The 25,648-nt window shown below is 63.3% G+C and carries 28 protein-coding genes and 1 tRNA gene; 22 read left to right on the plus strand and 7 right to left on the minus strand.

All coding sequences use genetic code 11. The features are described from left to right. The first annotated feature begins 1 nt into the window (after position 1). From ugpC to HCZ97_RS10790, 7 genes are all read left to right on the plus strand, one after another. The gene (gene ugpC / locus HCZ97_RS10760) at positions 2-1,084 is read left to right on the plus strand and encodes a sn-glycerol-3-phosphate ABC transporter ATP-binding protein UgpC (RefSeq protein WP_167688722.1); all 1,083 of its coding nucleotides are present in this window, start codon (positions 2-4) and stop codon (positions 1,082-1,084) included. 57 nt (positions 1,085-1,141) lie between these two features. Beyond that, positions 1,142-1,822 (plus strand): Crp/Fnr family transcriptional regulator, encoded by a 681-nt coding sequence (locus HCZ97_RS10765; protein ID WP_167688723.1) that lies wholly within the window; start codon positions 1,142-1,144, stop codon positions 1,820-1,822. 158 nt (positions 1,823-1,980) lie between these two features. Further along, positions 1,981-2,190, plus strand: a complete 210-nt coding sequence (locus HCZ97_RS10770) for a DUF2892 domain-containing protein (protein ID WP_167688724.1) — start codon at positions 1,981-1,983, stop codon at positions 2,188-2,190. Continuing rightward, positions 2,190-2,624 carry a YeeE/YedE family protein gene (locus HCZ97_RS10775; RefSeq protein ID WP_167688725.1) on the plus strand — a complete coding sequence of 145 codons (435 nt, stop codon included), beginning with the start codon at positions 2,190-2,192 and terminating at the stop codon, positions 2,622-2,624. Before HCZ97_RS10770 ends, HCZ97_RS10775 begins: the two co-directional genes overlap by 1 nt. A gap of 3 nt (positions 2,625-2,627) precedes the next feature. Then, complete coding sequence (locus tag HCZ97_RS10780; RefSeq protein ID WP_167688726.1) at positions 2,628-3,071, plus strand: DUF6691 family protein; 444 nt, start codon at positions 2,628-2,630, stop codon at positions 3,069-3,071. A 12-nt stretch (positions 3,072-3,083) separates the two neighbouring features. Continuing rightward, positions 3,084-3,971: an MBL fold metallo-hydrolase gene (locus HCZ97_RS10785; RefSeq protein WP_167688727.1), complete on the plus strand. Its 888-nt coding sequence runs from the start codon at positions 3,084-3,086 to the stop codon at positions 3,969-3,971. 147 nt (positions 3,972-4,118) lie between these two features. After that, positions 4,119-5,873, plus strand: coding sequence for a SulP family inorganic anion transporter (locus tag HCZ97_RS10790; protein ID WP_167688728.1), 1,755 nt, complete (start codon positions 4,119-4,121; stop codon positions 5,871-5,873). A 408-nt stretch (positions 5,874-6,281) separates the two neighbouring features. Here HCZ97_RS10790 and HCZ97_RS10795 read toward each other — a convergent pair whose 3' ends face one another. Next, positions 6,282-6,482, minus strand: a complete 201-nt coding sequence (locus HCZ97_RS10795; protein WP_167688729.1) for a DUF1127 domain-containing protein — start codon at positions 6,480-6,482, stop codon at positions 6,282-6,284. Between the two features lie 278 nt (positions 6,483-6,760). Between HCZ97_RS10795 and HCZ97_RS10800 the strand changes: the two genes are divergently transcribed. Further along, positions 6,761-7,234 (plus strand): hypothetical protein, encoded by a 474-nt coding sequence (locus HCZ97_RS10800; protein WP_167688730.1) that lies wholly within the window; start codon positions 6,761-6,763, stop codon positions 7,232-7,234. 160 nt (positions 7,235-7,394) lie between these two features. Here HCZ97_RS10800 and HCZ97_RS10805 read toward each other — a convergent pair. After that, positions 7,395-7,484: transfer RNA gene (locus HCZ97_RS10805), tRNA-Ser, on the minus strand. A gap of 176 nt (positions 7,485-7,660) precedes the next feature. Here HCZ97_RS10805 and HCZ97_RS10810 point away from each other — a divergent pair. The 8 genes from HCZ97_RS10810 to HCZ97_RS10845 all read left to right on the plus strand — a co-directional run bounded on the left by HCZ97_RS10810 (position 7,661) and on the right by HCZ97_RS10845 (position 14,702). Beyond that, positions 7,661-8,590: a DUF2059 domain-containing protein gene (locus HCZ97_RS10810; protein ID WP_167688731.1), complete on the plus strand. Its 930-nt coding sequence runs from the start codon at positions 7,661-7,663 to the stop codon at positions 8,588-8,590. 39 nt (positions 8,591-8,629) lie between these two features. Further along, positions 8,630-9,424: a hypothetical protein gene (locus HCZ97_RS10815; RefSeq protein WP_167688732.1), complete on the plus strand. Its 795-nt coding sequence runs from the start codon at positions 8,630-8,632 to the stop codon at positions 9,422-9,424. 227 nt (positions 9,425-9,651) lie between these two features. Then, positions 9,652-10,275 (plus strand): 50S ribosomal protein L21, encoded by a 624-nt coding sequence (locus tag HCZ97_RS10820; RefSeq protein ID WP_167688750.1) that lies wholly within the window; start codon positions 9,652-9,654, stop codon positions 10,273-10,275. A gap of 22 nt (positions 10,276-10,297) precedes the next feature. Then, complete coding sequence (rpmA, locus tag HCZ97_RS10825) at positions 10,298-10,567, plus strand: 50S ribosomal protein L27 (protein ID WP_167688733.1); 270 nt, start codon at positions 10,298-10,300, stop codon at positions 10,565-10,567. Between the two features lie 109 nt (positions 10,568-10,676). Further along, positions 10,677-11,216, plus strand: coding sequence for a GNAT family N-acetyltransferase (locus HCZ97_RS10830; protein ID WP_167688734.1), 540 nt, complete (start codon positions 10,677-10,679; stop codon positions 11,214-11,216). Between the two features lie 44 nt (positions 11,217-11,260). Then, the gene (gene obgE / locus HCZ97_RS10835; RefSeq protein ID WP_167688735.1) at positions 11,261-12,301 is read left to right on the plus strand and encodes a GTPase ObgE; all 1,041 of its coding nucleotides are present in this window, start codon (positions 11,261-11,263) and stop codon (positions 12,299-12,301) included. Further along, entirely contained in the window at positions 12,289-13,410 is a 1,122-nt protein-coding gene (gene proB, locus HCZ97_RS10840; RefSeq protein WP_167688736.1) for a glutamate 5-kinase, read from the plus strand. Before obgE ends, proB begins: the two co-directional genes overlap by 13 nt. A gap of 26 nt (positions 13,411-13,436) precedes the next feature. Continuing rightward, positions 13,437-14,702: a glutamate-5-semialdehyde dehydrogenase gene (locus HCZ97_RS10845; protein WP_167688737.1), complete on the plus strand. Its 1,266-nt coding sequence runs from the start codon at positions 13,437-13,439 to the stop codon at positions 14,700-14,702. Here HCZ97_RS10845 and HCZ97_RS10850 read toward each other — a convergent pair. Further along, on the minus strand, positions 14,692-15,234 hold the full coding sequence (locus HCZ97_RS10850; RefSeq protein ID WP_368484357.1) for a histidine phosphotransferase family protein: 543 nt from the start codon (positions 15,232-15,234) through the stop codon (positions 14,692-14,694). The genes HCZ97_RS10845 and HCZ97_RS10850 overlap by 11 nt on opposite strands. A 107-nt stretch (positions 15,235-15,341) precedes the next feature. Here HCZ97_RS10850 and HCZ97_RS10855 point away from each other — a divergent pair, with 107 nt between their 5' ends. The 3 genes from HCZ97_RS10855 (at position 15,342) to HCZ97_RS10865 (ending at position 17,326) form a co-directional block, all read left to right on the plus strand. After that, complete coding sequence (locus tag HCZ97_RS10855; RefSeq protein WP_167688739.1) at positions 15,342-15,524, plus strand: DUF3553 domain-containing protein; 183 nt, start codon at positions 15,342-15,344, stop codon at positions 15,522-15,524. A 184-nt stretch (positions 15,525-15,708) separates the two neighbouring features. Beyond that, positions 15,709-16,482, plus strand: a complete 774-nt coding sequence (locus HCZ97_RS10860) for a GNAT family N-acetyltransferase (RefSeq protein ID WP_167688740.1) — start codon at positions 15,709-15,711, stop codon at positions 16,480-16,482. Between the two features lie 7 nt (positions 16,483-16,489). Further along, positions 16,490-17,326 (plus strand): 1-acyl-sn-glycerol-3-phosphate acyltransferase, encoded by an 837-nt coding sequence (locus HCZ97_RS10865; protein ID WP_167688741.1) that lies wholly within the window; start codon positions 16,490-16,492, stop codon positions 17,324-17,326. On the opposite strand, the gene HCZ97_RS10870 is transcribed toward HCZ97_RS10865, so the two are convergent. After that, positions 17,323-17,946, minus strand: coding sequence for a thiamine phosphate synthase (locus tag HCZ97_RS10870; protein ID WP_167688742.1), 624 nt, complete (start codon positions 17,944-17,946; stop codon positions 17,323-17,325). The two genes, HCZ97_RS10865 and HCZ97_RS10870, sit on opposite strands and share 4 nt — an antisense overlap. 122 nt (positions 17,947-18,068) lie before the next feature. Between HCZ97_RS10870 and HCZ97_RS10875 the strand changes: the two genes are divergently transcribed. From HCZ97_RS10875 to HCZ97_RS10885, 3 genes are read left to right on the plus strand one after another with little or no spacing between them, the layout of a single operon-like run. Next, entirely contained in the window at positions 18,069-18,803 is a 735-nt protein-coding gene (locus tag HCZ97_RS10875) for an RNA methyltransferase (RefSeq protein WP_167688743.1), read from the plus strand. A gap of 54 nt (positions 18,804-18,857) precedes the next feature. After that, the gene (gene ctaA, locus HCZ97_RS10880) at positions 18,858-19,991 is read left to right on the plus strand and encodes a heme A synthase (protein ID WP_167688744.1); all 1,134 of its coding nucleotides are present in this window, start codon (positions 18,858-18,860) and stop codon (positions 19,989-19,991) included. A gap of 3 nt (positions 19,992-19,994) precedes the next feature. Further along, positions 19,995-21,482 carry a carboxypeptidase M32 gene (locus HCZ97_RS10885; protein ID WP_167688745.1) on the plus strand — a complete coding sequence of 496 codons (1,488 nt, stop codon included), beginning with the start codon at positions 19,995-19,997 and terminating at the stop codon, positions 21,480-21,482. A gap of 30 nt (positions 21,483-21,512) precedes the next feature. Here the strand turns inward: HCZ97_RS10885 and HCZ97_RS10890 are convergent, their stop codons facing one another. The 3 genes from HCZ97_RS10890 to HCZ97_RS10900 all read right to left on the minus strand — a co-directional run. Beyond that, positions 21,513-22,223 (minus strand): hypothetical protein, encoded by a 711-nt coding sequence (locus HCZ97_RS10890; RefSeq protein ID WP_167688746.1) that lies wholly within the window; start codon positions 22,221-22,223, stop codon positions 21,513-21,515. A gap of 504 nt (positions 22,224-22,727) precedes the next feature. Continuing rightward, positions 22,728-23,573 carry a LysR family transcriptional regulator gene (locus HCZ97_RS10895; protein ID WP_175581705.1) on the minus strand — a complete coding sequence of 282 codons (846 nt, stop codon included), beginning with the start codon at positions 23,571-23,573 and terminating at the stop codon, positions 22,728-22,730. A 74-nt stretch (positions 23,574-23,647) separates the two neighbouring features. Continuing rightward, the coding region (locus HCZ97_RS10900) for a DNA gyrase C-terminal beta-propeller domain-containing protein (protein ID WP_167688747.1) at positions 23,648-25,648 on the minus strand (2,001 nt) is incomplete at its 5' end.

The raw sequence follows: 25,648 nt of genomic DNA on the forward strand, positions 1-25,648 counted from the left end.
CATGGCACAGATCACCCTGTCCGGCGTGAAGAAAATCTATCCCGGTGGCGTCGAGGCCGTCAAAGGCGTGGACCTTGAGATCGCAGAGGGCGAGTTCGTCGTCTTCGTCGGTCCGTCGGGTTGCGGGAAGTCGACCTTGCTGCGGATGATCGCTGGGCTTGAAACCGTGAGCCAGGGCGAGATCCGGATCGGCGATCGCGTGGTCAATAACGTGGAGCCTGCGGATCGCGACATCGCGATGGTCTTCCAGAACTACGCGCTCTATCCGCATATGTCGGTCCGTCAGAACCTGTCCTACGGGTTGAAGAATCGCAAGATGCCCAAGGAAGAGATCACGCGGCGCATCGACGACACCGCGCGGATCCTCCAGATCACTGACTACCTTGATCGCAAGCCACGCGCGCTGTCGGGCGGGCAACGCCAGCGGGTTGCCATGGGTCGCGCCATCGTGCGTGACCCGGCGGCCTTTCTCTTCGATGAACCGCTCTCGAACCTGGACGCCAAGCTGCGCCTGCACATGCGTGGAGAGATCAAGCACCTGCATCGGCGTCTGGCGACGACCTCGGTCTACGTGACCCATGACCAGCTTGAGGCGATGACGCTTGCGGACAAGCTGGTGGTGCTGAACGGCGGGCGGATCGAACAGGTCGGCAAGCCGCTTGACCTCTATCGTCGTCCAGCCTCTGTCTTCGTGGCAGGGTTCCTGGGGGCACCTGCGATGAACCTGCTGGATGCCCATGTCGATGGCGGAGCGCTGCATGTCGGGGATGTGCAGATCCTTCAGGGTGTCGCGGCGCAGGGGCCGGTTATCGCCGGGCTCCGGCCTGAGGATGTGCATGCCAGGGTTCAGCCGGGCGGGGCCTTCCGCCTTGAGTTCGTCGAGGAACTGGGCGGGATGCGGCTGCTTCACGGAAGCGTCGAGGGGCAGCGCCTGATCATCCAGAGCCCCCTGCAGGCAGAGGTCGGTCCGGAGATGGCCCTGCAAATCGCGCCAGAGGCGCTGCACCTGTTCAATGTGGCGGATGGGATGCGGATCACCAATGCCGTGCGACAGGCGCCGGAAGCTGCAGATGCGACGGGGTGATGGTATCCTGGGGCGATGCGCCTTATCTTCGGGGATGAAGACAGGAGAGCCGCCAAGATGGACACCCGACATGCAAGCTGGCTGAACAAGTTCGAAGGGCTGCAAAAGCTGCCCTCCGACCTGCGGGCCGAACTGGAAGCGGGCAGTCGCATCGTGACCTTCCCGCAGGGGCAGCAGATTTTTGCGCCCGGCGAGGCCTCGGGCGATCTGCTTCTGCTGCTGGAAGGCACGGTCCGGGTGCAGCAGAAGTCCGATACCGGCAGAGAGGTGTTCCTCTACCGGGTTCATGCGGGGGACAGCTGCGTGCTCTCGACCGCCTGCATGCTGGCCTTCGAGGATTACGCTGCCGATGGCGTGGCCGAGACAGAGGTGCAGGCCGTGGCCATTCCGCGCGTAACCTTCGACATGCTGGTTTCCCAATCGCCGATGTTCCGGGAGTTCATCTTCAAGGCCTATTCCCGCCGGATCACGGACCTCTTCACGCTGATCGACGATATCGTCTTCCGGCGGCTCGACGTGCGTTTGGCGTCACGCCTCCTGGAGCTGGCGGATGACGAGGGCGTCGTCCACGCCACCCACCAGGTCCTTGGCACGGAACTTGGCACGGCCAGAGAGGTGATTTCCCGCACGCTGGCCGAATTCCAGCGGCGCGGCTGGGTGGAGCAGGCGCGCGGAGAGATTCGCCTGGTCGAGCGCGAGGCGCTGGATCGGATGGTCAGGGCCTCCGGCGACCGCTGAGGGCGTACCTATTTGGGTCCGGTCAGCTGGAAAATCGGCGTCGCATTCATTTTTTTTAATATATTTTGGTCAAATTCCCGGGCTATGTGACGAAGTCACCGAGCTTTGCGAATGTGGCATGGCAAAGATCCTGTCAAATGAATGAACAGGAGATTCTCATGAACAGGAATATGGGCCTTGTGGACAGGTTGCTGCGCGCTGCGCTAGCCGTTGTCCTGCTGGTGCTTGCCCTCGGTACACCCCTGCTGAGCTCCGCTTTGCTTTTCTGGGGGACCATCGTCGTGGCACTCATCTTCGGCGTGACGGCGCTGATCGGTGTCTGCCCGCTTTATCGACCTTTCGGCATCAAGACCTTTGGGGTGCGCTGATGGAACTGACGTCTTTCACCCCGCTTCAATCCCTTGGTGGCGGGCTTCTCATCGGGTTGGCGGCGGTCCTGCTGATGGCGCTTTACGGGCGCGTCTTCGGGGCCACGGGGATCCTGGCCGGTGCCGTGCTGGAGCGCGGCTCGGGTGACAAGGGCTGGCGTTGGGCGCTGCTGGCCGGGATGGTCACCGGCCCGCTGGTCTATCGCCTATTTACCGGCGGGCTGCCCGATGTCACGGTGACGGCCTCCTGGCCGATGCTGATCATCGGCGGACTTCTGGTGGGCGTGGGCGTGACCTACGGGGCCGGCTGCACCTCGGGCCATGGCGTCTGCGGAATGGCGCGGTTGTCCCGCCGATCCTTCCTGGCGACCATGAGCTTTATGGTCTCCACCTTCATCACGGTCTTTGTCGTCCGTCATCTGCTGGGGCTTTGAACCATGAAAAAGTATGTCTCTCTCTACCTCGTGGGCCTGGTCTTCGGTCTTGGCATCTCGATCTCCGGGATGATCAACCCGGCCAAGGTGATCAACTTCTTCGACCTCGCCGGAAGCTGGGATCCCTCCCTGGCCTTCGTGATGGGCGGCGCGCTGGCTGTGGCCTATCCGGGCTATCGGCTTGTCTTCAAGCACGTGCGCCCGGCGCTGGCCGGCCGGTTCGAGCTGCCCACCTCTACCACCATCGACCTGCGCCTGATCGGCGGGTCTGCGGTCTTCGGCATTGGCTGGGGTATCGCGGGCTTCTGTCCGGGCGGCGCGCTGCCGGCCCTTGGCACGCTTGAGCCGCAGGTCTTTCTTTTCGTAAGTGCGCTGCTGGGGGGCATGTGGCTTGCCCGTCTTCCCCGCCGCATTTCCATGTCACGCGCCAGCACGGCGCAATCCTGAAGGAGCTTCGAAATGGCTGCTTATCCGACACACTCCGAGATCCACCCAGAGGTCACCGGCTTCTTCGATCCGGAGACCAATACCATCAGCTACGTCGTGCAGGACCCGACCTCTGACGCCTGTGCCATCGTCGACAGCGTCATGGATATCGACTATGCCGCTGGCCGCATCAGCTACAAGCACGCGGACAAGATGATCGCCTTCGTGCAGGAAAAGGGCCTCAAGCTGGAATGGCTGATCGAGACCCACGTCCACGCCGATCACCTGTCTGCCGCGCCCTACATCCAGAAGAAGCTGGGCGGCAAGCTTGGCATCGGGCGCAACATCACCGTGGTCCAGGACACTTTCGGCAAGGTCTTCAACGAAGGCACCGAGTTCCAGCGGGACGGCTCGCAGTTCGATTGCCTCTTTGATGACGGCGATACCTACAAGATCGGCAACATGGAGGCCTTCGCCATCCATACCCCCGGTCATACGCCGGCCTGCATGACCCATGTCGTGGGCGATGCGGCCTTCGTGGGGGACACGCTGTTCATGCCGGACGGTGGCTCTGCCCGCGCGGATTTCCCCGGTGGGGATGCCGGGGTTCTCTACGACTCGATCCAGAAGGTGCTGACCCTGCCGGATGAGACGCGTCTCTTCATGTGCCATGACTACGGTCCCAACGGCCGCGATATCGAATGGGAAACCACCGTGGGCGAGGAGAAGGCGCATAACATCCACGTCGGAAATGGCACCTCCCGGGAAGACTTCGTGAAGTTCCGGACCGAGCGCGATGCGACGCTGGACATGCCCAAGCTGATCATCCCCTCCCTTCAGGTGAACATGAAGGGGGGCGAGTTGCCGAAAGAGGAAGAGGACGGCAAGCGTTACCTGAAGGTGCCGCTGAACGGTCTCTGACACTTACCTTCCTGTGCCGGACTGTCCCTGCCGGCGCAGGCCAGACGTCTCCGCGCGGCACGCAGGCCACGCTGTCCCGGCAACAGGCCCCGGGCGGGGACGTCGACCTGATCCGCAAAGCCAGGCCTGACGACAAAGGCGCTTCCCATGTCCCGCTCTCTCAGCAGATACATGCCCATCCTTGACTGGGGCCGTCGTTATGATCGTGCCACTTTCAGGAATGACATGATCGCGGCCCTGATCGTGACGATCATGCTGATCCCGCAATCGCTGGCCTATGCCCTTCTTGCGGGCCTGCCACCTGAGGCCGGGCTTTATGCCTCGATCCTGCCGATCGTCCTTTACGCGATCTTCGGCACCTCCGGCGCCTTGGCGGTTGGCCCGGTCGCGGTGGTCTCTCTGCTGACGGCCTCGGCCCTTGGGCAGGTGGCGGCGCAGGGGACGGCGGGTTACGCCGTGGCGGCGCTGACGCTGGCCTTCCTCTCAGGTGTCTTCCTGCTGGGGCTCGGTCTGCTGCGCCTGGGGTTCCTGGCCAACTTCCTCAGCCACCCGGTTATCGCCGGCTTCATCACCGCCTCCGGCATCCTAATCGCCGCGGGGCAGATGAAGCACATCCTTGGCGTGCAGGCCGGTGGTGACACGCTGATCGAGATCCTGCATGCGCTTTACGTGCATCTGGCAGAGGTGAACCTGCCCACGGTCCTCATCGGGGCGGCGGGCCTGGCGTTCCTGTTCTGGGTGCGCAGGGGCATGAAGCCCGCGCTGCGCAAGCTGGGCCTGAGCCAGGGTGCGGCCAATGTGGCAACAAAGGCCGGTCCGGTGCTGGCTGTTGTTGCCTCGACCGTCGCGGTTTGGGGCATGGGGCTGGGTGCGCAGGGCGTTGCCATCGTGGGGCAGGTGCCGCAAAGCCTGCCGCCCCTGAGCTTGCCTGATTTCTCTCCGGCCCTGATGCAGGAGCTGCTGGTACCGGCGATCATGATCTCCATCATCGGCTTCGTGGAATCCGTTTCCGTCGCGCAGACGCTCGCGGCGAAGAAGCGGCAGCGGATTGATCCGGATCAGGAGCTGATCGGCCTGGGGGCGGCCAACCTTGGCGCGGCCTTCACGGGGGGGTTTCCCGTTACCGGCGGTTTCTCCCGTTCCGTGGTGAATGCGGATGCCGGGGCCGAGACACCCGCTGCCGGGGCTTTCACCGCCGTCGGTCTGGCGATCGCCGCCACGATGTTGACGCCGCTGATCCATGACCTGCCAAAGGCCACGCTTGCGGCAACGATAATCGTGGCGGTGCTGAGCCTGGTGGATTTTTCAATCCTGCGCCGGACCTGGAAATACTCGAAGGCGGACTTCGCAGCCGTGGTCACGACGATTTTGTTGACGCTTGGCCTGGGTGTCGAAGCCGGCGTTGGCGCGGGGGTGATCCTGTCCATCGCGCTGCACCTCTACAAGACTTCCAAGCCCCACGTGGCAGAGGTCGGGCTGATGCCGGGCACGCAGCACTTCCGCAACATCCTGCGCCACGACGTGGAGACATGTGATGAGCTGCTGACGCTGCGCGTGGATGAGAGCCTCTATTTCGTCAACGCCAGCCTGCTGGAGGACCAGGTCCGCGCGCGGCTTGGCGAGAACCAGAAGATCCGCGACGTGATCCTGATGTTCTCCGCGGTGAACGAAGTGGATTTCTCTGCGCTTGAAAGCCTGGAGGCGCTCAATCATCAACTCCAAGAGCTTGGCATCGGCCTGCATCTGTCAGAGGTGAAAGGCCCGGTCATGGATCGCCTGAGGGAAACGCACTTCCTGGCAGAGTTGAACGGCCGGGTCTTCATGTCCCAGTACGAGGCCTGGTGCGCCCTGAATGGCGGCCAATCCAAGCCGAGGCGTATCCCCGTCGCTGCGGGGGAATGAGAGTTGGGCGAGAGCGATAGTGAGTTTCTGGCCGGTCCGATCACGGGCCGGTCCGTGGCTAGGGCCAAACGCCCTGGAGCGAGCAAGACTTGACCCCACGCGCAGCGACTTCGCCTCGGTCCAAATTATGAAACGAGTGCGAATGCAAGGTTGCGGCGGGGTTGGAGGCAGGGACAGCCGCAGGATCGGCATGGAGCATGTCCATGAAGATCCGCGGAGTATGTCTGTCCTGGATTTCGGTGCATCGCGGAAGAGGGCTAGGGCGAATGTGTCGCCAACCTCTCCGGGTCACCTGAGGGAAACGCGTTTCAGCCTGTTCCCTGATCTTGCCTGTCCCGTTCATTTGGGGCGGGCGGAGGCCACCTTGTGCAGGCGGCGGTGCGATTTCGGCCGTGGGCCGAAGCGCAATCAGTTCCTGTTCAGAACTTCGGCAACGCGGGCAGGGATGTCGCCGCGGGTCATGCCGATGTCGGCCAGTTCGCGGTCGGACAGGGCGTTCAGGGCAGCGTGTGCGCGTTGGGATTCGATTGCACGGGCAAAGGACGTGAAGAAGGCAGCGACGGAAGCGCGGATGCTGGAGGTCGGTGCGTTGGTGCTGAGTACAGCCATTGTTTTTCTCCGGGTTGGTAGGTTCGTTGTCTTGAGCCACCAGATAGTCTGCTGCGGCGCGGCATACCACATCCGATTCGGGAAAGCCGTCATGCAGTGGTTGCAAGGATCCACAACAGGCCGCCGCACTGGGGAAGCCTGACAGCGGCCTGGTTTAGCCTCTGAAGTGGCCAGTTCAGCCCGACGAGCGCCTTTGTCCGGAGGGTGGGGATTGCGGCGTTGCCGGATGTCGCCGCGCTGATAGGATCGTCGCGATTCAACCGGAAAGGGTCAATCCGATGCAAGAGCGAAGCCTTGGCAGAACAATCTGGAACCTTGTCCTGGCGCTGGTGAACGCCACGCTCATCCTGGTGATCCTGTGCCTTTACCTGGGTTTGCGGCTGACCGACCGGGTGCACTCCATCACCAAGGATTTCGCCGCCAGCCTGATCTCTCTTGAGCCGGTCAAGGAAGAGGTCCGGGGCATGAGCACTGAGATCCAGGGCATGACCCGTGAGATCGCCGCGCTTCGGTCCGATCTTGGGGAGCTGCGCGAAGGCGGTCAGGAGTTGAGCTCGCAGGCGCTGGAGAATGTCAGTGACCGGCTCGACGCGATGAGCGCAAGGGTGAACGCCGCGACAAGCGGCATTGAAGAGATCATCGCCCATCCCGAAGTTCTGGTGGAAACGGCGATCGACAAGGCAGCGGAAGAAGTGAAAGAGGGGGTATCCCAGATGTGGGGCTGCTTCCCCTCCGGCGAACCGCTGTCCTAGGGAGGGGGCGACCGAGAGAGGCCAGCTCTGAAAGCGCCCGCTGTTCGCAAAACTCCGCCAGCACAGCTTTTGCGCTAGGCCACTGCAGAATGCTCAAGCTGATTGGAATGAAGGTTGGCCGAATCCTAAAGCCTGATATCCCAAGGAAACCAAGCGATAGTGGCGGAGAGACAGGGATTCGAACCCTGGGAACCCGTAAAGGCTCAACGGTTTTCGAGACCGCCCCGTTCGACCACTCCGGCACCTCTCCGCGGGGATCGTGGGGCGCCGTTTAAACACGATTGTGAGGGGGCGCAAGGGGGCTTTTTCATTGCCGGGGCATCGAAATGGCCTAAGCTTGATTTTGCAGGCGATGAGTGACCGTCGGACAGAGTACGCGTTCGAGGCGCCGCCAGGCAACGAGGCATCAAAGACAGGAGCGTGGCCATGAACCTCCAAAGAGGCAGCCTTTCCGACAGCAACGCGGCCCGGTCCCGCCGGGCAGGGTCCATTGCACAGACAGACCCCAGGTCCGGGGTGTCGCAGATCAGCGCCCGGCTTTGGCTGACGCTTTGCGCGTTTGTCATCCTTCTGGTCTCCGTCCTCCCGCTCAAGGCCGCGACAAGAGAGGAGGTCGCCGACTTCCTTGAGGTCACGGGGTTCGATGTCGCGCTGGAAAGCATCAAGCTTTCCGCGGAAAGCGGGCCGATCATGCTGGGCATGCAGGACACCGATTTCGCCACCACCTGGAACGTCCTGACCGACAGCGTCTTCGACGTCACCGTGATCCAGAACATGGGTCTTGAGATCATTCAGAATGCAATTGCCGAAGACGATCTGAAATTCGCCGACGACTTCTACAGCAGTGACCTTGGTCAGCGTCTGGTCGAGGTCGAGAACATGTCGCACATGTCTTCTCGGGCGGACCGCATGGCAGATGCCTCTGCCGAGCTGGAACAGCTTCTGGACAGTGGTGCGAATGAACGTATCGCGATCCTCGATCGTCTGAACCGGGCCGCCGATACCTCTGACGGGGCTGGCGACGTCATGGCCGAGGTGCAGTTTCGCTTCCTGCGTGCGGCGCGTGACGCTGGCGTGATCGAATTCCGGGTCGACGATGAAGAGCTCTACAATCGCCTTCTTGACCAGTCGAAGGCAGCGCGTGAGGCCGGGCGCATGGATTCCCTGGCGAGCGCTGCGCTCACCTACAAGGATTTCTCCAACGAAGACCTCGCGGCTTATGCGGATGCCCTGGAAGATCCCGCCATGCAGCGCGTCTATGAACTGATGAACGCCGTGCAGTCCGAGATACTGGCAAACCGCTTCGAAGCGATGGCGGCGAAGCTTGAGGGGGTCCAACCCTCTTCGGATCTCTGATCCGTGCTGCGGGCGCTGGTCATTGGCGCCGTTTGCCTGATGACGACGCCTGCGCCGGGAACGGCGCAGGAGGGGGCCGGGGCGCGCATCTACGTCCTGATGGACATGGCCCGGATGATGGAGATCCTGCGCAGTGAAGGCGTGAGTGCTGGGCAGGACATGGCGTCGGATTACCTTCCGGAGGAAGAGCATCCCGGTTTCGCGCGCACGGTGGAAGAGGTCTTCGATACGGACCAGATGAACACCGCCATGGCAATGACCTTCGACGCCGAAATCGCCGCGCGGACCGGTGCGGAAGAGCGCGCGGTGATTGAAAACTTCTTCGGGCAAGGCCCAGGCCAGCGCATCGTCTCCGCCGAGATGTCGGCGCGGCAGGCCCTGCTTTCACAGGATGTCGAGGATGCGGCCCGTGAGCGCCTGCCAGAGATCCTTGCCTCTGATCCGGAACTCTCCGACCTGGTGGGCAGCTTCATCGCGGTCAATGACCTGGTCGACTTGAACGTCGCCGGCGCCCTGTCTGCAAGTTTCGCCTTCTACGCCGGTCTTGCTGAAGCCGGAGCGATCGACGCCGATGAGGACCGGATCCTGCAATTGACCTGGCAGCTGGCAGAGCCCACCCGCCGGGATACCACAGAATGGCTGGCCGCCTATCTCTTTATGGTCTACGAGCCGCTGGATCGCTCCGACCTGCAGGCCTATGTGGATCTGTCCGGGCAACCGGCGGGGCAGCATCTGAACGCGGCCCTTTTCGCCTCCTTCGGAACGCTCTATGACGACATCTATCGTCGCCTTGGCCAATCGCTGGGCCGACGCCTTGCCAGCGAGGAGCTTTAACAGGCTTGGCTTGCGGGTCGCGGGCGGTGCCAAATGACGTCACCCCGCGGGATCGGCCCTTGACAAGGTGGGGTTGAGGCTTGATAAGCCGCCCATCCCGGCAGGCCTCGCTTCGCCGGGCATTTCAATTTCGCCCAAGGACGGGCGCGCTGTTCGATGGCGGTCGGGAAACCGGCCATGAACACCCGGAAGGGGGCCGCAGAACGCGACAGAAAAGGAAGAGCAATATGTTTGCGGTTCTCAAGACCGGCGGCAAGCAATACAAGGTCCAGTCCGGTGACCTGCTGCGCGTCGAGAAGCTGGCAGCTGATGCTGGCGAAACCATCCAATTCAACGACATCCTCATGCTGGGCGGCGATTCCGTTGTCGTGGGCGCGCCCTTCGTCGAAGGCGCAGCTGTTCAGGCAGAGGTCGTCGATCAGATCCGTGGCGAAAAGGTCATCCACTTCGTCAAGCGTCGTCGGAAGCACTCGTCCAAGCGCACCAAGGGCCACCGTCAGTCCCTGACGCTGCTCAAGGTCACGGACATCCTCGCCGACGGCGCGGACAAGACCGGCGTCAAGGCCGCTCTGGGCGCAGGTTCTGCTCCCGCTGCTGCCAAGGCTGCTCCGGCGCCTAAGGCAAAGGCAAAGGCCGCACCGGCTGCTGCTGAAGGGTCCGACGATCTGAAGAAGCTTTCGGGCGTTGGCCCCGCGATGGAGAAAAAACTGGTTGCCGCAGGCATCACCAGCTACGCTCAGGTCGCAGCCTGGACCGAAGAAGATATTGCCCGCATCGACGAAGAACTGTCGCTGAAAGGCAAGATCGAGAAAGAAGGCTGGGTCGCACAAGCGGCTGAGCTTCAAGGCTAACCCGTAGACAGGAGATACCAAGATGGCACACAAAAAAGCTGGCGGTTCCTCCCGCAACGGTCGCGACTCCGCGGGTCGCCGCCTCGGCATCAAGAAGTTCGGCGGCGAAGTCGTCATCCCCGGCAACATCATCGCGCGTCAGCGCGGCACCAAATGGTACCCGGGTGAAGGCGTCGGCATGGGCAAGGATCACACGATCTTCGCAACCGTTGAAGGCAACGTCTCGTTCCGCAAGGGGCTCAAGGGTCGTACCTTCATTTCGGTCATGCCAGCAGCGGAAGCTGCCGAGTAAGCCGATCTTCATCATGTGATGAAAAGGAGGGGATCGGTAGAAAAACCGGTCCCCTTCGACGTTTCAGGAGGCGTCTGGGGCCCCTATATCCCCTTCAGGAGGATTCCCCATGAACGACGACATGCTGGTCGACCAGGCCGTTATCAAGGCAGAAAACCTTGAGCTGCGTCCGCTGCGGATTTCCGATGCGGGGCTTATCGGGCTCTATTCTTCGGATCTGCGGGTTGCGTCGATGACCACTTCGATCCCACATCCGCTGCCACCAGGCACGACGGAGGCCTTCATCGACCGCGCCATGCAGCCGAACCGGCGCGAGGTGATCTGGGCCATGGACGCGACCTGCGTCGGCGGGGCTGAGCTCAAGGGCATCATCAGCCTGAAGCGGCTGGACGAAGCGCAGTCGGAGATCGGCTATTGGGTCGCCCCGGCCTGGTGGAACGGCAATGTCGCCTCAGCCGCCGTGACGGCCCTTGTCGCGGCAAACCCGCTGAAGGACCGGTCGATCTTCGCCAGCGTCTTTCAGGACAATCCCGGGGCTGCCCGGGTTCTCACCAAGAACGGCTTCGAATATGTCGGCGATGCCGAAACATTCTCGGTCGCACGGGGCGCCAAGGTGGCGACCTGGACTTACATCAAAAAACTCGATTGAGCCGCCGGAGCTTCTGAAGCTACCTTTGCGGCCGGGACATCAGAATGAAGTTTCTCGATCTCGCAAAGGTCTATATCCGTTCCGGTGCCGGGGGAAATGGTTGCATTTCCTTCCGCCGGGAGAAGTTCATCGAATTCGGCGGGCCGGATGGCGGCAATGGCGGGCGCGGCGGTGACGTGATCGCCGTCGCGGTCGAAGGGCTGAACACGCTCATCGATTTCCGCTATCAGCAGCACTTCTTCGCGCAGAACGGGCAGGGCGGCATGGGCCGCCTTCGCACCGGCGCCGATGGCGATGACATCATCCTGCGCGTGCCCGTTGGCACCGAGATCCTCGATGAGGATGAGGAAACCGTGATCGCTGACCTGACAGAGGTCGGCCAGCGTGTGATGCTGGCCAAGGGCGGCAACGGCGGCTTTGGCAACGCGCATTTCAAGACCTCGACCAACCAGGCGCCGCGCCGCGCCAACCCCGGCCAGGAAGCCGTGGAGCGCACCGTCTGGCTGCGTCTCAAGCTGATCGCGGACGTGGGGCTGCTGGGCCTGCCGAACGCGGGCAAGTCGACCTTCCTTGCCGCAACCTCGAACGCGCGCCCGAAAGTGGCGGATTATCCCTTCACCACGCTGCACCCGAACCTTGGGGTTGTCGGTGTCGATGGTGTCGAATTCGTTGTGGCGGATATTCCCGGCCTGATCGAAGGCGCCTCTGAGGGGCGTGGCCTTGGCGACCTGTTCCTGGGCCATATCGAACGCTGCGCTGTGCTGCTGCACCTGGTGGATGGTACCGCCAACGAGGTCGCCGAGGATTACGAGACAATCATCGGCGAGCTAGAGGCCTATGGCGAAGGGCTTTCCGAAAAGCCGCGGATCACCGTTCTGAACAAGGTCGATGCGCTGGATGAAGAGCTGCGCGAGATGCAGCGCGAGACACTGGAAGAGGTCGTCGGCGGGCCGGTGATGTACATGTCCGGTGCCTCACGCGAAGGCGTGACCGACGTGCTGCGTGCCCTGCGTTCGCGCATTGATGAAGACCGCCTGCGCCGCAAGCCCACCGATGAGGCGGAGGATGACGAATGGCGTCCCTGATCGGTGCGCGCCGGCTGGTCGTCAAGATCGGCTCGGCGCTGCTGGTCGACAAGGTGACCGGCAAGCTGCGCGAAGACTGGTTGCAAGGCCTGGCTAGCGACGTTGCGGGGCTGCGCGCGCGTGGGACGGAAATCGTGCTTGTCTCGTCCGGCTCGATTGCCCTTGGGCGCGGGGTCCTGGGCCTGGGCCTTGGGGCCTTGGCGCTGGAACAGGCACAGGCCGCGGCCTCTGTCGGCCAGATCGGGCTTGCTGCGGCCTATGACAAGGCCCTGGGGACCCATGGGGTCACCGTCGGCCAGGTGCTGATGACGCTGGAAGACAGCGAGGACCGTCGCCGCTACCTGAACTCCCGCAACACGTTGGACCAGCTTCTGAAACTGGGCGTCGTGCCGATCGTGAACGAGAATGACACGATCGCAACCGATGAGATCCGCTATGGTGACAACGATCGCTTGGCTGCGCGGATCGCGGTGACGGTTGGCGCGGATCGCCTGGTTCTGCTGTCGGATGTCGACGGGCTCTATACGGCAAATCCCGCCGATGACCCTTCTGCCACGCGTTTCGACACGGTGGAGCGCATCACTCCGCAGATCGAGGCGATGGCGGGGGATGCAGGCTCTGGCCTCTCGAAAGGTGGCATGAAGACCAAGGTCATGGCGGCGAAGATGGCCGTGGCAGCGGGATGTGCCATGGCAATCACCCTTGGGACGCGGGAGAATCCCCTGAAGGCGCTTCAGGACGGGGCCCCGGCCACCTGGTTCCTGGCTGAAGGGGATCCGCAGACCGCCCGCAAGGGCTGGATCGGTGCCATGAAGGCGCGCGGACAGGTCAGCGTGGATGCCGGGGCCGTCATGGCGCTGGAGCAGGGGCGTTCCCTGCTGCCGGCGGGCGTGGCGCAGGTCTCGGGTCGGTTCGAGCGCGGGGACCCGGTTGAAATCCTCGGGCCGGATGGCGCCTTGCTTGGCATCGGCCTGACCCGGTACACGGCAAAGGAAGCCCTGGCGATCAAGGGCCACCGCAGCCAGGACATCGAGGCGTTGCTGGGCTACCCTGGACGCGCCGCGTTGATTCACAGGGATGACATGGCGCTGAGCCTACGGGTGAGCTAGGCGCGCCACAGGGAAGGAAGACAGGGATGAAGGACATGGACAACATTCCGGCCGCAATGCTTGGCATCGGCGAGGCGGCGAAAGCTGCAGCGGCGGAGCTTGCCTTTGCCAGCCAGGAGCGGAAGTACGCGGCCCTGGTCGGCGCGGCAGAGACCGTCTGGGCCCGGCGCGAGGCCATCATCGACGCCAATTGCCTAGACATGGCCTACGCCGAGGAAAAGGGCCTGTCGAAGGCGATGCTGGACCGGCTGATGCTGGACGAAAGCCGTATCCGCTCCATCGTGGACGGGCTGCGCGCCGTGGCCGAGCAAAAGGACCCGGTGGGCGATGTGATCACCCAGTGGGACATGCCGTCGGGGCTGAACATCCGCCGCGTGCGTACGCCGCTTGGCGTGGTCGGCGTGATCTACGAAAGCCGTCCCAACGTGACCGCGGATGCGGGCGCACTCTGCCTCAAGTCCGGGAATGCCGTTATCCTGCGCGGCGGTTCCGAAAGCTTCCACAGTTCTGCGGCGATCCATGAATGCCTGGTTGAAGGTCTTCGTCAGGCCGGTCTGCCCGAAGCGGCCATCCAGCTGGTTCCGACCCGTGATCGCGCGGCGGTTTCCGAGATGCTGACAATGGTCGGCCTGATCGACGTGATCGTGCCACGTGGCGGCAAGGGCCTTGTCGGCCTGGTCCAGAGAGACGCGCGTGTGCCCGTCTTTGCCCACCTCGAAGGGATCTGCCACACCTATGTCGGCGCGACGGCGGATCCGGCCATGGCACTTGAGATCGTCCTGAACGCGAAGACTCGGCGCACCGGGATCTGCGGCTCCATGGAATGCCTGTTGCTGGACTGGCGCTTTTTCACCCAGCATGGCTCCATGATCATCGACGCCCTGCTCAAGGCCGGGGTCGAGGTGCGCGGCGCTGGCGAATTGCAGAAGATCGACGGTGTGACCCCGGCCACCCCGGAAGACTTCGGCAAGGAGTTCCTGGACATGATCTGCGCGGCCAAGCTGGTGGATGGTGTCGATGAAGCCATCGAGCACATCCGCACCTATGGCTCCCAGCACACGGATGCGATCATCACCGAGGATCAGCAGGCGGCGGACCACTTCTTTGAACGTCTCGACAGCGCCATCCTGATGCACAACGCCTCGACCCAGTTCGCGGATGGTGGCGAGTTCGGCATGGGCGCGGAAATCGGCATTGCCACGGGCAAGATGCATGCGCGCGGCCCGGTGGGGGCCGAGCAGCTGACCAGCTTCAAGTACCTCGTAGAGGGCAAGGGCGCGATCAGAAGCTGATCGTCAGCCCATGCTCCGTTTCGGTCAGGGTGATCTGGCCGAAACGTTCCGCGACAACGGCGGGCAGAAGGGCGAATTGCACATGGGCCGGCATCACTGTCTCTGCGCCTTCGCCCGTCTTGACCGTTTCCCACAGGAAGCTGTCCGGTCGGTCCGTCTTGGCCGGGCCGGACACCTCCCAGCCCTTGGGATTGTCATCGGGCCGAGTGACGGAGATCGCGCCGCCCTGGGGCATGGCGCTTTCCAGGCACAGCATGGCCAGAAAGACCTCCTGGATGTCGGAGCGGTCAAAGCTGCCTTCCTGGGGTGTCCAGTCATAGGTGATCCGCCCGCTCTGGCTGAGATCATCCAGGATCGAACAGACCTCTTTCGGGCCGATCTGCTGCCCGTGTCCCGCAAGTCCGAAAGCGATCCTCAGGAACCGGATCTTGGCCGAGGCCGAGGAGACGGAATCCGAGATCAGCATCATTTCCGGCCCGCGCACCGCACCTTCCAGGGAAAGCAGTTCGATGCCGTTCTGAATGGCTCCCACCGGCGAAATGAGGTCGTGGCATATGCGGGACCCTATCAACGAGGCAAGTAAATGGCTATTCTGCGAGTTCATGGGCCTTCTAACCTGACATGGTACTGGAATTGACGATGGGCGAGCTGAACGATCTTCTCGAACCGGGCATGCTTGTCCGACACCCACAGCAACCCGACTGGGGAGTCGGGCAGGTACAGTCCAATATTTCCGGACGAATTACAGTAAATTTTCCAGATGCAGGCAAAGTTGTCATCGAAGGGTCCCAGATCGATTTGATCCCAGTCTTTTCCAACTGAAACCCTGAATTGGTTGATGAAGGGTTAACACAACCGACGCATGCATTCAACTTTGCGCAGGGGTGCGAAGCAGGATGGCGGACTTGCACTGAAGCGGGCGCTCTCCTAAAAGACGGGCAATTCTCCGGCTGGGCCGCGGGCCTGTTCCGCCTTGAAACGATGCGCCGTCAGGACCGAAACGCCGATGACTTTCCTATCTCCGCAATTTGAAACCCGTCTTGCGCGGACGGAAGACGACCTGCTTGCCGCGCAGCACCTGCGTTACCAGGTCTTCGTGCGGGAACTGGGGGGTGGCGGAGAGATGGTTGACCATGACGCCGAGCTTGAGAAAGACCGCTTTGATCCGCATTTCGATCACCTGATCCTGCTGGACCAAGCCCGCCCCGGTACGATGCGCGACAAGGTTGTGGGCGTCTATCGCCTGCTTCCCGGGGATCGTGCGGCAGAGCTGGGGCAGTTTTACAGCGAAGATGAATACGATCTCTCTGTCCTGAAGGACTCGGGGCGCAAGTTGCTGGAGTTGGGGCGGTCCTGCCTGCATCCCGACTACCGGGGCGGAGAGGCCATGGTTAGGCTCTGGTCGGCCCTGTCTGACTATATCGCTGAACGCGAGATCGAGGTTCTCTTCGGCGTTGCCTCCTTCCACGGCACGGATATCGCCGCGCTCGCCGCGCCGCTTTCCCTGTTGCACGCCCGGCACCTGGCACCAGAGGATATCCGCACGCGCGCCCAGCCCGAGGCCTTCCAGCCGATGGACCTGATCCCGGAAGCCCAACTTGACCGCGTGGCGGCCATGCGGGCCATCCCGGCGCTGATCAAGGGCTACCTGAAGCTTGGCGGTTTCGTGGGCGAGGGGGCCTTTGTCGATCACGACTTCAACACGGTGGATATCTGCCTAGTCCTCGACCTTCAGCGGCTGAACGAAAAGCAAAGCCGCCTTTACACCCGCGGGAGCTGAGCTGCTGATGAGCGATGCCTGGCAATCCCCAAGCCCACGGAATGACGACGGCCCGGGGCCAGGCACCATCCTGCGCTTCGGGCTGCGGGCGCTGCCGCTCCTGCTCTACATCCTGCCCGGTTTGCTTCTCATCTCGGTGATCCGCCTGCTGGAAAAGCCGCTCTGCGGGCTGCGGCGCCCGGTGTCGGCCTATCTGCAGCAGGGGTTCTGTCGTTTCGCGCTGGTTGTCGCGGGCATTCCGCTTCGGGTGACCGGGCGGCCCATGCAGGGGCGCGGGGCCTTCGTGGCGAACCATTCCACCTGGCTGGATATCTTCACCCTTGGTGCGCCCGTGCGGCTGTTCTTCGTTGCCAAGTCCGAGGTCTCGGCCTGGCCCGGCATCGGCCCCCTGGCACGGATCTGCGGCACGATCTTCGTCAAGCGGGACCGTCGCGAGGCCCGCGCGCAGCAACAGATGATGTCCGATCGCTTCCTAGCCGGGCAGCGGCTGCTGTTCTTCCCGGAAGGGACCTCGACAGACGGATGCAGGGTGTTGCCGTTCAAGTCGACGCTTTTCAGCGCCTTCTTCACAGATGAGCTTTACGACGTCCTGGAGATCCAGCCGGTGACGGTCGTCTACCGCGCGCCCGAGGGCGAGGATGCGCAGTTCTACGGCTGGTGGGGGGACATGGCGTTCGGGCCCAGCCTGATAAAGGTTATCGGGGCCCGGCGCCAGGGATCAGTGGAAGTGATCTACCATGAGCCGCTGAAAGTCTCAGACTTTGCGGATCGCAAGAGCCTCGCACGGGCTTGCGAAGAGGCCGTGCGAGGCGGAATGCCATGGAACTGGCAGGTGGCGGATTAGGACATCGCCGTGATCAGGCGGGACAGGGCGGCGGTCGCCCCGTCGCCTTCGCGCCAGATCTCTTCACCGACACCAAAGAAGTCCGTGACGGGCGCGAGCTTGCGAACGATTTCTTCGTCCAGCCCGCCCTCTGCGACGACCGGCAGTTCGATCATCTGGGACCACCATTCGAACAGCTCGAAATCGGCCACTTCGCCATCGGCCAGGACGGTTTCCGTGACCGGACCGAAGCTGATGTAATCGCAGCCGGCTTCCCCGGCGCTCATCCCGTCATGGCGCGAGGCAGCGCAGTAGCTGCCGATGATCGCATCTGCGCCAAGCGCCTTGCGCGCCTTGCGGACAGAGCGCGGACCATCGTCCAGGTGCACGCCATCCAGGCCCAGCCGTTCAGCCAGCAGGATATGCCGGTCAATCACCAGCGCGACGTCGCGCGCATGGGTGACCTCGCGCAGGGCGTCGGCGGCACGGCACAGGCGGTCTTCGTCCCGCGTCGCTAGCGCCAAGCGGACACAGGCAATATCATGGGCATCCAGAACGGCGGCCAGCCGGTCGGGATATTCCATCAAGTCAAACTCGGGGGGAGAGATCAGGTAGATCTGTGGCTGCTCATCCTGGGACATCGGCATCCTCTTGAATTTTGGCCGCTATAGCGCGGAACGCGGCAGGAGGCAAAGGGATTGCGCCGCCTCTCGACACTTCCGGCCCTGTTGTCTAAGGGAAACGCAGGTAACAAGAGGTCCCCATGTCCCAGCCCAGCTTCGTCCTGATCCGTCCCCAGATGGGAGAGAACATCGGCGGGGCGGCCCGTGCGATGTGGAATTTCGGCTTGGACCGGATGCGGCTTGTCTCCCCGCGGGATGGCTGGCCCAACCAGAAGGCCGTGGCGATGGCCTCGGGCGCGGGGCGTCTGCTGGATGAGGCCGGTCTTTACGAAGACACGCCGGCCGCCCTTGCCGATTGCACCTATGTCTTTGCCACCACGGCGCGCTCGCGCGGGCTGACGAAGCCGGTCGTGACGCCCGAACGCGCCATGGAAATCGCCCGCGAAAAGATCGCCGGGGGAGAGAAGGTCGCGGTGCTGTTCGGCCCGGAACGCGCGGGTCTTGAAAACGACGATATCGCGCGCGCCAATGCGATCATCAACGTGCCGGTGAACCCGGAATTCGCCTCTCTCAACCTGGCGCAATGCGTGTTGCTGACGGCCTATGAATGGCGTCGCCAGTCGGTCGAGGTTGCGCCGGAGCGTGTCGAGCTGGCCGGTGCCGAATGGGCCAGCCAGATCGAGATCGAGAAACTCTCGGAACATTACGAGCAACGGCTTGACGACGCGGGCTTCTTCTTCCCAGAGATCAAGGCAGAGGGGATGAAGCTGAACCTGCGGAACCTCTGGTCGCGGATGCCACTGACGCGGTCGGACGTGCAGATGCTGCACGGCGTCCTGCGTCAGATGGTCCGGTGGAAAGAACGCGGCGACTGACTTGCCCCCGGACGGGCCCCTGCCTAGGGTCCGCCTGATACAGGAGATCCCGAAATGAGCCAGAAGCGCAGCATTTTCGAAGAGGTGGGCGAGGCCCCGAAGCCAGAGATCCGCACAGGCGTGATCGACGGGGCCCGCAAGGGATCCCGCAGGCTGGTGCGGGCCTGGCTGGCCGTTCTCTTCGTCATGGTCGTGGCGATGATCGCGGTCGGCGGGCTGACCCGCCTGACGGACAGCGGACTTTCGATCACCGAATGGCGCCCGATCCATGGCGCGCTGCCCCCGATGAACGAGGCTGACTGGCAGTCGGAGTTCGCGCTCTACCAGCAGATCCCGCAGTTCACAGAGCAGAACAGCTGGATGGAACTGTCCGATTTCAAGCAGATCTACTGGTGGGAATGGAGCCATCGCAACTTGGGCCGGGCCATCGGGCTTGTCTGGGCGCTTGGCTTCCTGGGGCTTTGGGCCGCGGGCAAGATCCCGACCGGCTGGAAAGGGCGCCTGCTGCTGATCGGCGGGCTTGGCGGGCTGCAGGGCGCAATCGGCTGGTGGATGGTCTCCTCCGGACTGGGGGCGGGCATGCTGAGCGTCGCGTCCTACCGGCTGGCCGTGCACCTTGGCCTGGCCTTCGTGATCCTTGGCTATATCGCCTGGTTCACCTTCCTGCTTGGCCGCGAGGAACGCGATCTGCTTCAGGCCCGCCGTCTGCGCGAGAAGAAGCAGTTCGGCCTGGCAACCGGCTGGATGCATTTCGCCTTCCTACAGATCCTTCTGGGGGCGCTGGTCGCGGGGATTGACGCCGGGCGCAGCTTTACCGACTGGCCGACGATGGGCGGTCAGTTCTTCCCGCCCTATGCCTTCGACATCACGCCGGTCTGGCGCAACTTCCTTGAGAACCCCGGCCTGGTGCAATTCATCCACCGCATGACGGGCTACCTGCTGCTGATCTTCGGCACCATTGCCTTCCTGCGCGGGCGCAAATCGGCCAATGCCTCGACCCGCAACGCCTTTACCGCCGCCTGGATCGCCATGCTGGGCCAGATCTGCCTGGGCATCTTCACGGTTCTCACGGCAGCCTTCTGGCACGTGGCCCTCACGCACCAGCTTGTGGCCGTGCTGCTTTGGGTGCTGATCCTGCGGGCGCGCTTCGCCGCCGCCTATCCTGTCACCACCAGCGTAAGAGGCTGATCCATGACTGCCAATGCCACCGCCCTGGCCGATCTTCTGGCCTTCCAGAAAGAGACCGAAGCCCTGGGTCAGATCGCGGGTCGCCTTGGCTGGGACCAGGAAACCATGATGCCGCGCGGCGCAGCCGATCAGCGGGGCGAGGAGATGGCAGCCATCGAATCCGTCCTGCACGCCCGGCGCACGGATCCCCGCATCGGGGATTGGCTGGCCGCGACCGAAGGCACGGAGATGTCGCAAGCCGAAACGGCCAAGCTGCGCCACATCCGGCGCAGCTTCGATCGGGCCTGCAAGGTCCCGGCAGAGCTTGCGGCCGAGCTGGCGCGCGTGACCTCCGTCAGCCAGGGGCATTGGGCCGAGGCCCGCGCCAATGACGATTTCGCCGCCTTCGCGCCGGTCCTGTCCCGCGTGGTTGAGCTGCGCCAGCAGGAAGGGCAGGCTTTGGCAGAGGGCGGCTCTGTCTACGATGCGCTGCTGGGCGACTATGAACCCGGTGCCACGGCGGACCAGCTAGAGGCAATGTTCGGGGAAATGCGCCCCCGCCTGGTGGAGCTGCGCGGCAAGGTGCTGGATAAGCCCGCGCCCAAGGGGCTAAGCGGCACCTTCGGCGAGGCAGAACAGATCGCGATGGCCGGCAAGCTGGCTGTGACTTTCGGCTATGATCTGAGCCGGGGGCGGATCGACAAGGCCGTGCATCCCTTCTCAAGCGGGTCGGGCAGCGACGTGCGCATCACGACGCGGACGGCCCCCGAAGATCCCTTCAACTGCTTCTACTCGACGATCCACGAGGTCGGCCATGCCTGCTATGAACAGAATATCGATGCGGGCTACGCGCTGACGCCGCTGGGCCAGGGTGTTTCCATGGGAGTGCACGAAAGCCAGAGCCGGATCTACGAGAACCAGCTGGGGCGCTCGCGGGCCTTCACCTCCTGGCTTTATGCGCAGATGACAGAGACCTTCGGTGACCTGGGGCTGGACGGGCCGGAGGCCTTCTATGCCGCTGTGAACCGCGTTCAGAAAGACTACATCCGGACCGAGGCCGATGAGCTTCAGTACAACCTGCACATCATGCTGCGGTTCGATCTGGAACGCGCGCTGATTGCGGGGGATCTGCCAGTGGCCGAGCTGGAAACGGCCTGGAAAGAGCGCTTCGAAAAGGACTTCGGCTATCCCGTACCGAAGGCGTCCTACGGCTGTCTGCAGGACGTGCACTGGTCCATCGGCCTGTTCGGCTACTTCCCGACCTATTCGCTGGGCAACGTCTATGCAGGCTGCCTGGCGCAGGCGCTGCGGGCCGATGTGCCGGATCTGGACGCATCCCTTGCCCAGGGCAACACGGCCCCGGCCACCCAATGGCTGGCTGAGAAGGTCCAGCGCCACGGCGGTCTTTATGAGCCGCGCGACGTCATCACGCAGGCCTGTGGCGCGGCCCCGACGGCGGGAGCGCTGCTGGCTTACATCGAAGAGAAGTTCTCTGACCTTTACGACCTCTGACCGCCGCAAGAGGGCGGCGCCTATCCGGGCTTAGTAGCCCGGGTAGCGCGCGAAGCTGTCACGCCGATCGAAGGGCGTGCCGGCGCCGAAGCGGATGGTCGCGGAGACGCCGATGATCGTGGCATCCAGGTCCGTCTGGCCCAGCGTCGCGCCCAGTTCGATGCCATCCGACACCTCTGCAGCGGCCCCGAAGTAGAGATAGCCGCGCTCCAGCGGGAGGCCGTTGTCATAGGTGCCGCCAGCCTTCACGCTGAGCCAGGGCGCGGTCTGCAGGGGCAGGGTGACATCCCCGCCGAACCGGTAGCCCGAGGTCTCTGCGCTGATGTCTTCGCGGGTGGCAAGGAATGCCTCAAGCCCGATGACGGGCGTTTCGTAGGCGACTTCGACACCGTAGAAATACGAATTGCCCGGCCGGCGGTCTTCGCTGGACAGGAACACCCCGTAGGCCAGGTTGTCCTCTGGCTGGTAATAGGCATGCACCGTGGCCGAGGGCGAAGTCGAGGTATACTGCTCATGCTTGCCGATGCCGAGGTCCATCTGCACGCCAAAGTCCTGCCAGACCAGCCCGGAGAATGCCGCTTCGATCCGCTTTGTGTTGATGCTTGTGGCGTTGTTATGCGCAAGCTCGAGCTTCAGGATTGCGTTGGCCGCAAGGTCGGCCCGGGCCTGAAGCGGGGCGGTGAAACCGGTGGCAAGCGCAAGAAAGCCGGCACAGGCAGGAAAAGAGAAATTGGTAAACATGCGGAATCCATAAATGGCTTTTCTGAGGGCTGGGAATTCAGCTTTGTCAGCCACCCAGTAATCTTCCTGATTGGATCTTGAAACATTGGGAGAGACCCGTCGCGGCTTTTTTTCGCAACAGCGTTAATGCAGGCGCAAACCTGTTGCCCCGTCGCGTAATGTCCAAAAAAAGGGCCGGCTGTTCGGGCCGGCCGCAAGAAAGAGGCAGGCGGGGTAGAAGCGCCGTGCCGTTATTCTGAAGACCGGATGCGCCCGGTGAACCCGGAACGCGGCTGAACAGGCACTTCACCCGACCTTCAAGGGACCATCGGTTTAGTGACGTTCCGATCCCTTCGGGCCGCAGGGGAACTGCCGTCGTTCTGCAAGGCGCAGTCGGACTGGGGAAGGCAGCGGTGCGGTTGCCGGAGGGGTCGGGAAATTCCCTTGGTTGCGATTATGAATTGCCGATCAACTTCGGGCAACAATGCCCCGTCAGATACCCGTCATTGCAATTTTGCGGCCAATTCAAACCGCAGAATGAGAGGTAAAACGATCCGCGATCCAGTCAGCCACGAGTTGCAGCAGCGGGTCCTTGCGGCGCGTTTCGTGGAAGCACAGGTAGAGCGGCGTCAGCAGGTCCGGGGACTCCGGGTCAAAGCGCTCAAGCTCGGGATCCGCAGAGGTGGCGATGGTGGGAACAAGGCCGGGTAGGCGGGTGGCCTGCAGGGTGTTCATCACCTCATACAGGGTCTCGACCCTGATGATCGGATCGCGGCCACCCAGGATGGTGCGGGCATGCTGGGAGGGCGGGAAGCGTTCGTGGCGCGAATGCAGGCCCACCCATTGGCCGTCGCGGGGGCTGTCGGGGTAGCCGTAGACATTGGTCGCGTATTTGCCGACGAAGCGCACGATCAGGCGCCCCTGCTGCGGCCGCAGCGCGGACACGAAAAGGTCATTGTCGCCAAGCGCTTCCTGGTAGAACTGCCCGGTAAAGGTGATCTCAAGGCCGGGATGCTGGGCCAGGAAATCCTTCAGGCCGGGAAACAGCACGTAAGAGGCGATGGAGGGCGGGCAGCCGATGTTGATCTTGCCCACGACCTCGTCGCCTGTCTGTTCCCGGGCGTTCAGGTAGCTTTCGATCTCGTTCTCGAAGGCGGTGATGCTTTCGATCAGATCATCGATCGCCTCGTTCGCGGTCCAGCCCTGGGGCGTCTTCAGGAACAGGTCAAAGCCAAGGGTTTCCGAAAGCCGCGCCAACCGCCGGGACACCGTCGCAGGGTTGGTGTCAAGAAGCCGCGCGGCGGCACTCATGGAGCCCGTCTTGTGCACCGCTACGAGGTAGCGGAGGTCATCCCAGTTCTTCACTTCCATAGTATCCCTTGCTCGGCGGGCCTTTGCCTTGGTGGGCCTGCGCCTGGCAAGCCCGCCGACTGTATTGGCTGGGCTCAGCTTTCCTCTGCTTCGCCCGGGTCTTCCTCGTCGCCCTGCTCAACGATCCGCGCGACAGAGACAACATGTTCGTCCTTGCCGGTGTTGAACACCCGCACCCCGCCTGCAGAGCGCGACCGGAAGGAAATGCCGGTGACCGGCACGCGGATCGATTGCCCGCGCGAGGTGGCCAGCATGATCTGGTCGTCCAGGTCCACCGGGAAGGAAGCCACGATCGGGCCGCCGCGCATGGCCTTGTCGATGGCGCCCACGCCCTGGCCTCCACGCCCGCGCACGGGATAATCGTGGCTGGAGGACAGCTTGCCCTGGCCGCCGGAGGTGATGGTCAGGATCATGTCCTCTGCGGCGGACATCTCCACGTAGCGTTCCTGGCTGAAATCGGAGGCCGCCGGAACGGTATCCTCTTCATCGCCGGTCTCCGCGTCATCGGCCAGGCCGAACATGGCGCGGCGCATCCGGATATAGGCGGCACGTTCTTCCGGGCTCGCCTCGAAGTGGCGGATGATCGACATGGAGACGACCTTGTCGCCGTTGTTCAGGCGGATGCCCCGAACCCCGGTCGATTTCCGGCCCTTGAAGACCCGCACATCGGTGGAGGGGAAGCGGATGGCGCGGCCCGCGTCGGTGACCAGCATCACGTCGTCATCGCCGGAGGCAATGCGCACGTTGACCAGTTCCACGCCCTCGGGCAGGTCCATCGCGATCTTGCCGTTGCGCATCACGTTGGTGAAGTCCGACAGGGCGTTGCGCCGCACGTCGCCGGCAGAGGTGGCGAAGACGATCTGAAGGTCTTCCCATTCCTCTTCCGGACGGTCCACGGGCATGATCGCCGCGATGGAGACACCGGTGGGGATCGGCAGGATGTTCACGATGGCCTTGCCCTTGGAGGTCCGGCCACCAGCCGGCAGGCGCCAGGTCTTGAGCTTGTAGACCATGCCATCCGTGGTGAAGAACAGCAGCTGCGTATGGGTATTGGCCACGAAGAGGGAGGTGACGGCGTCATCTTCCTTCATCGATCCGCCAGACAGGCCCTTGCCGCCGCGCTTCTGGGCGCGGAAGTCGGCCAGCGGGGTCCGCTTGATGTAGCCCCCGGCGGTGACGGTGACGACCATGTCCTCACGCTCGATCAGGTCCTCGTCGTCCATGTCGCCGGCCCAGTCGACGATCTCGGTCCGGCGCGGCACGGCGAAGAGCTCCTTCACCTCGCGCAGCTCGTCCGAGACGATCTCAAGGATGCGCTCGCGCGAGCCGAGGATTTCCAGGTATTCCCGGATCTTGCTGGCCAGTTCCTGCAGTTCGTCGGTGACTTCCTTGACCCCGATCTGGGTCAGGCGCTGCAGACGCAGCTCCAGTATGGCGCGGGCCTGGGTTTCGGACAGGTTGTAGGTCCCGTCGTCGTTCATCTTGTGGGTCGGATCGTCGATCAGCTGGATGTATTCCGCGATCGCGGCGGCGGGCCAGCGACGGGTCATCAGCTTTTCGCGTGCCTCGGCGGCATCGGCAGAGGCGCGGATCGTGGCAACGACCTCATCCACGTTGGAGACGGCAGCGGCCAGACCACAGAGGATATGGCTGCGATCCCGCGCCTTGCGCAGCAGGAAGGCGGTGCGGCGCGCAACGACGTCTTCGCGGAAGTCGATGAAGGCCGACAGGAAGCCGTAAAGCGTCAGCGTTTCAGGCTTGCCACCGTTCAGCGCCAGCATGTTGCACCCGAAGGAGGTCTGCATGGGCGTGAAGCGGTAGAGCTGGTTCAACACCACCTCGGGCGTCGCGTCGCGCTTCAGTTCGATGACCACGCGCACGCCGTCCCGGTCGCTTTCGTCCTGGACGTGGGCAATGCCTTCCAGGCGTTTGTCGCGGACCTGTTCGGCGATCTTCTCGATCATCGAGGACTTGTTCACCTGGTAGGGGATCTCGTCGATGACGATGGCGAAGCGGTCCTTGCGGATTTCCTCGACGTGGTTCTTGGCCCGGATCACGCAGGAGCCGCGCCCTTC

The organism is Pseudooceanicola sp. HF7 (assembly GCF_011806405.1).
In the GTDB taxonomy this organism is placed as follows: domain Bacteria; phylum Pseudomonadota; class Alphaproteobacteria; order Rhodobacterales; family Rhodobacteraceae; genus Pseudooceanicola.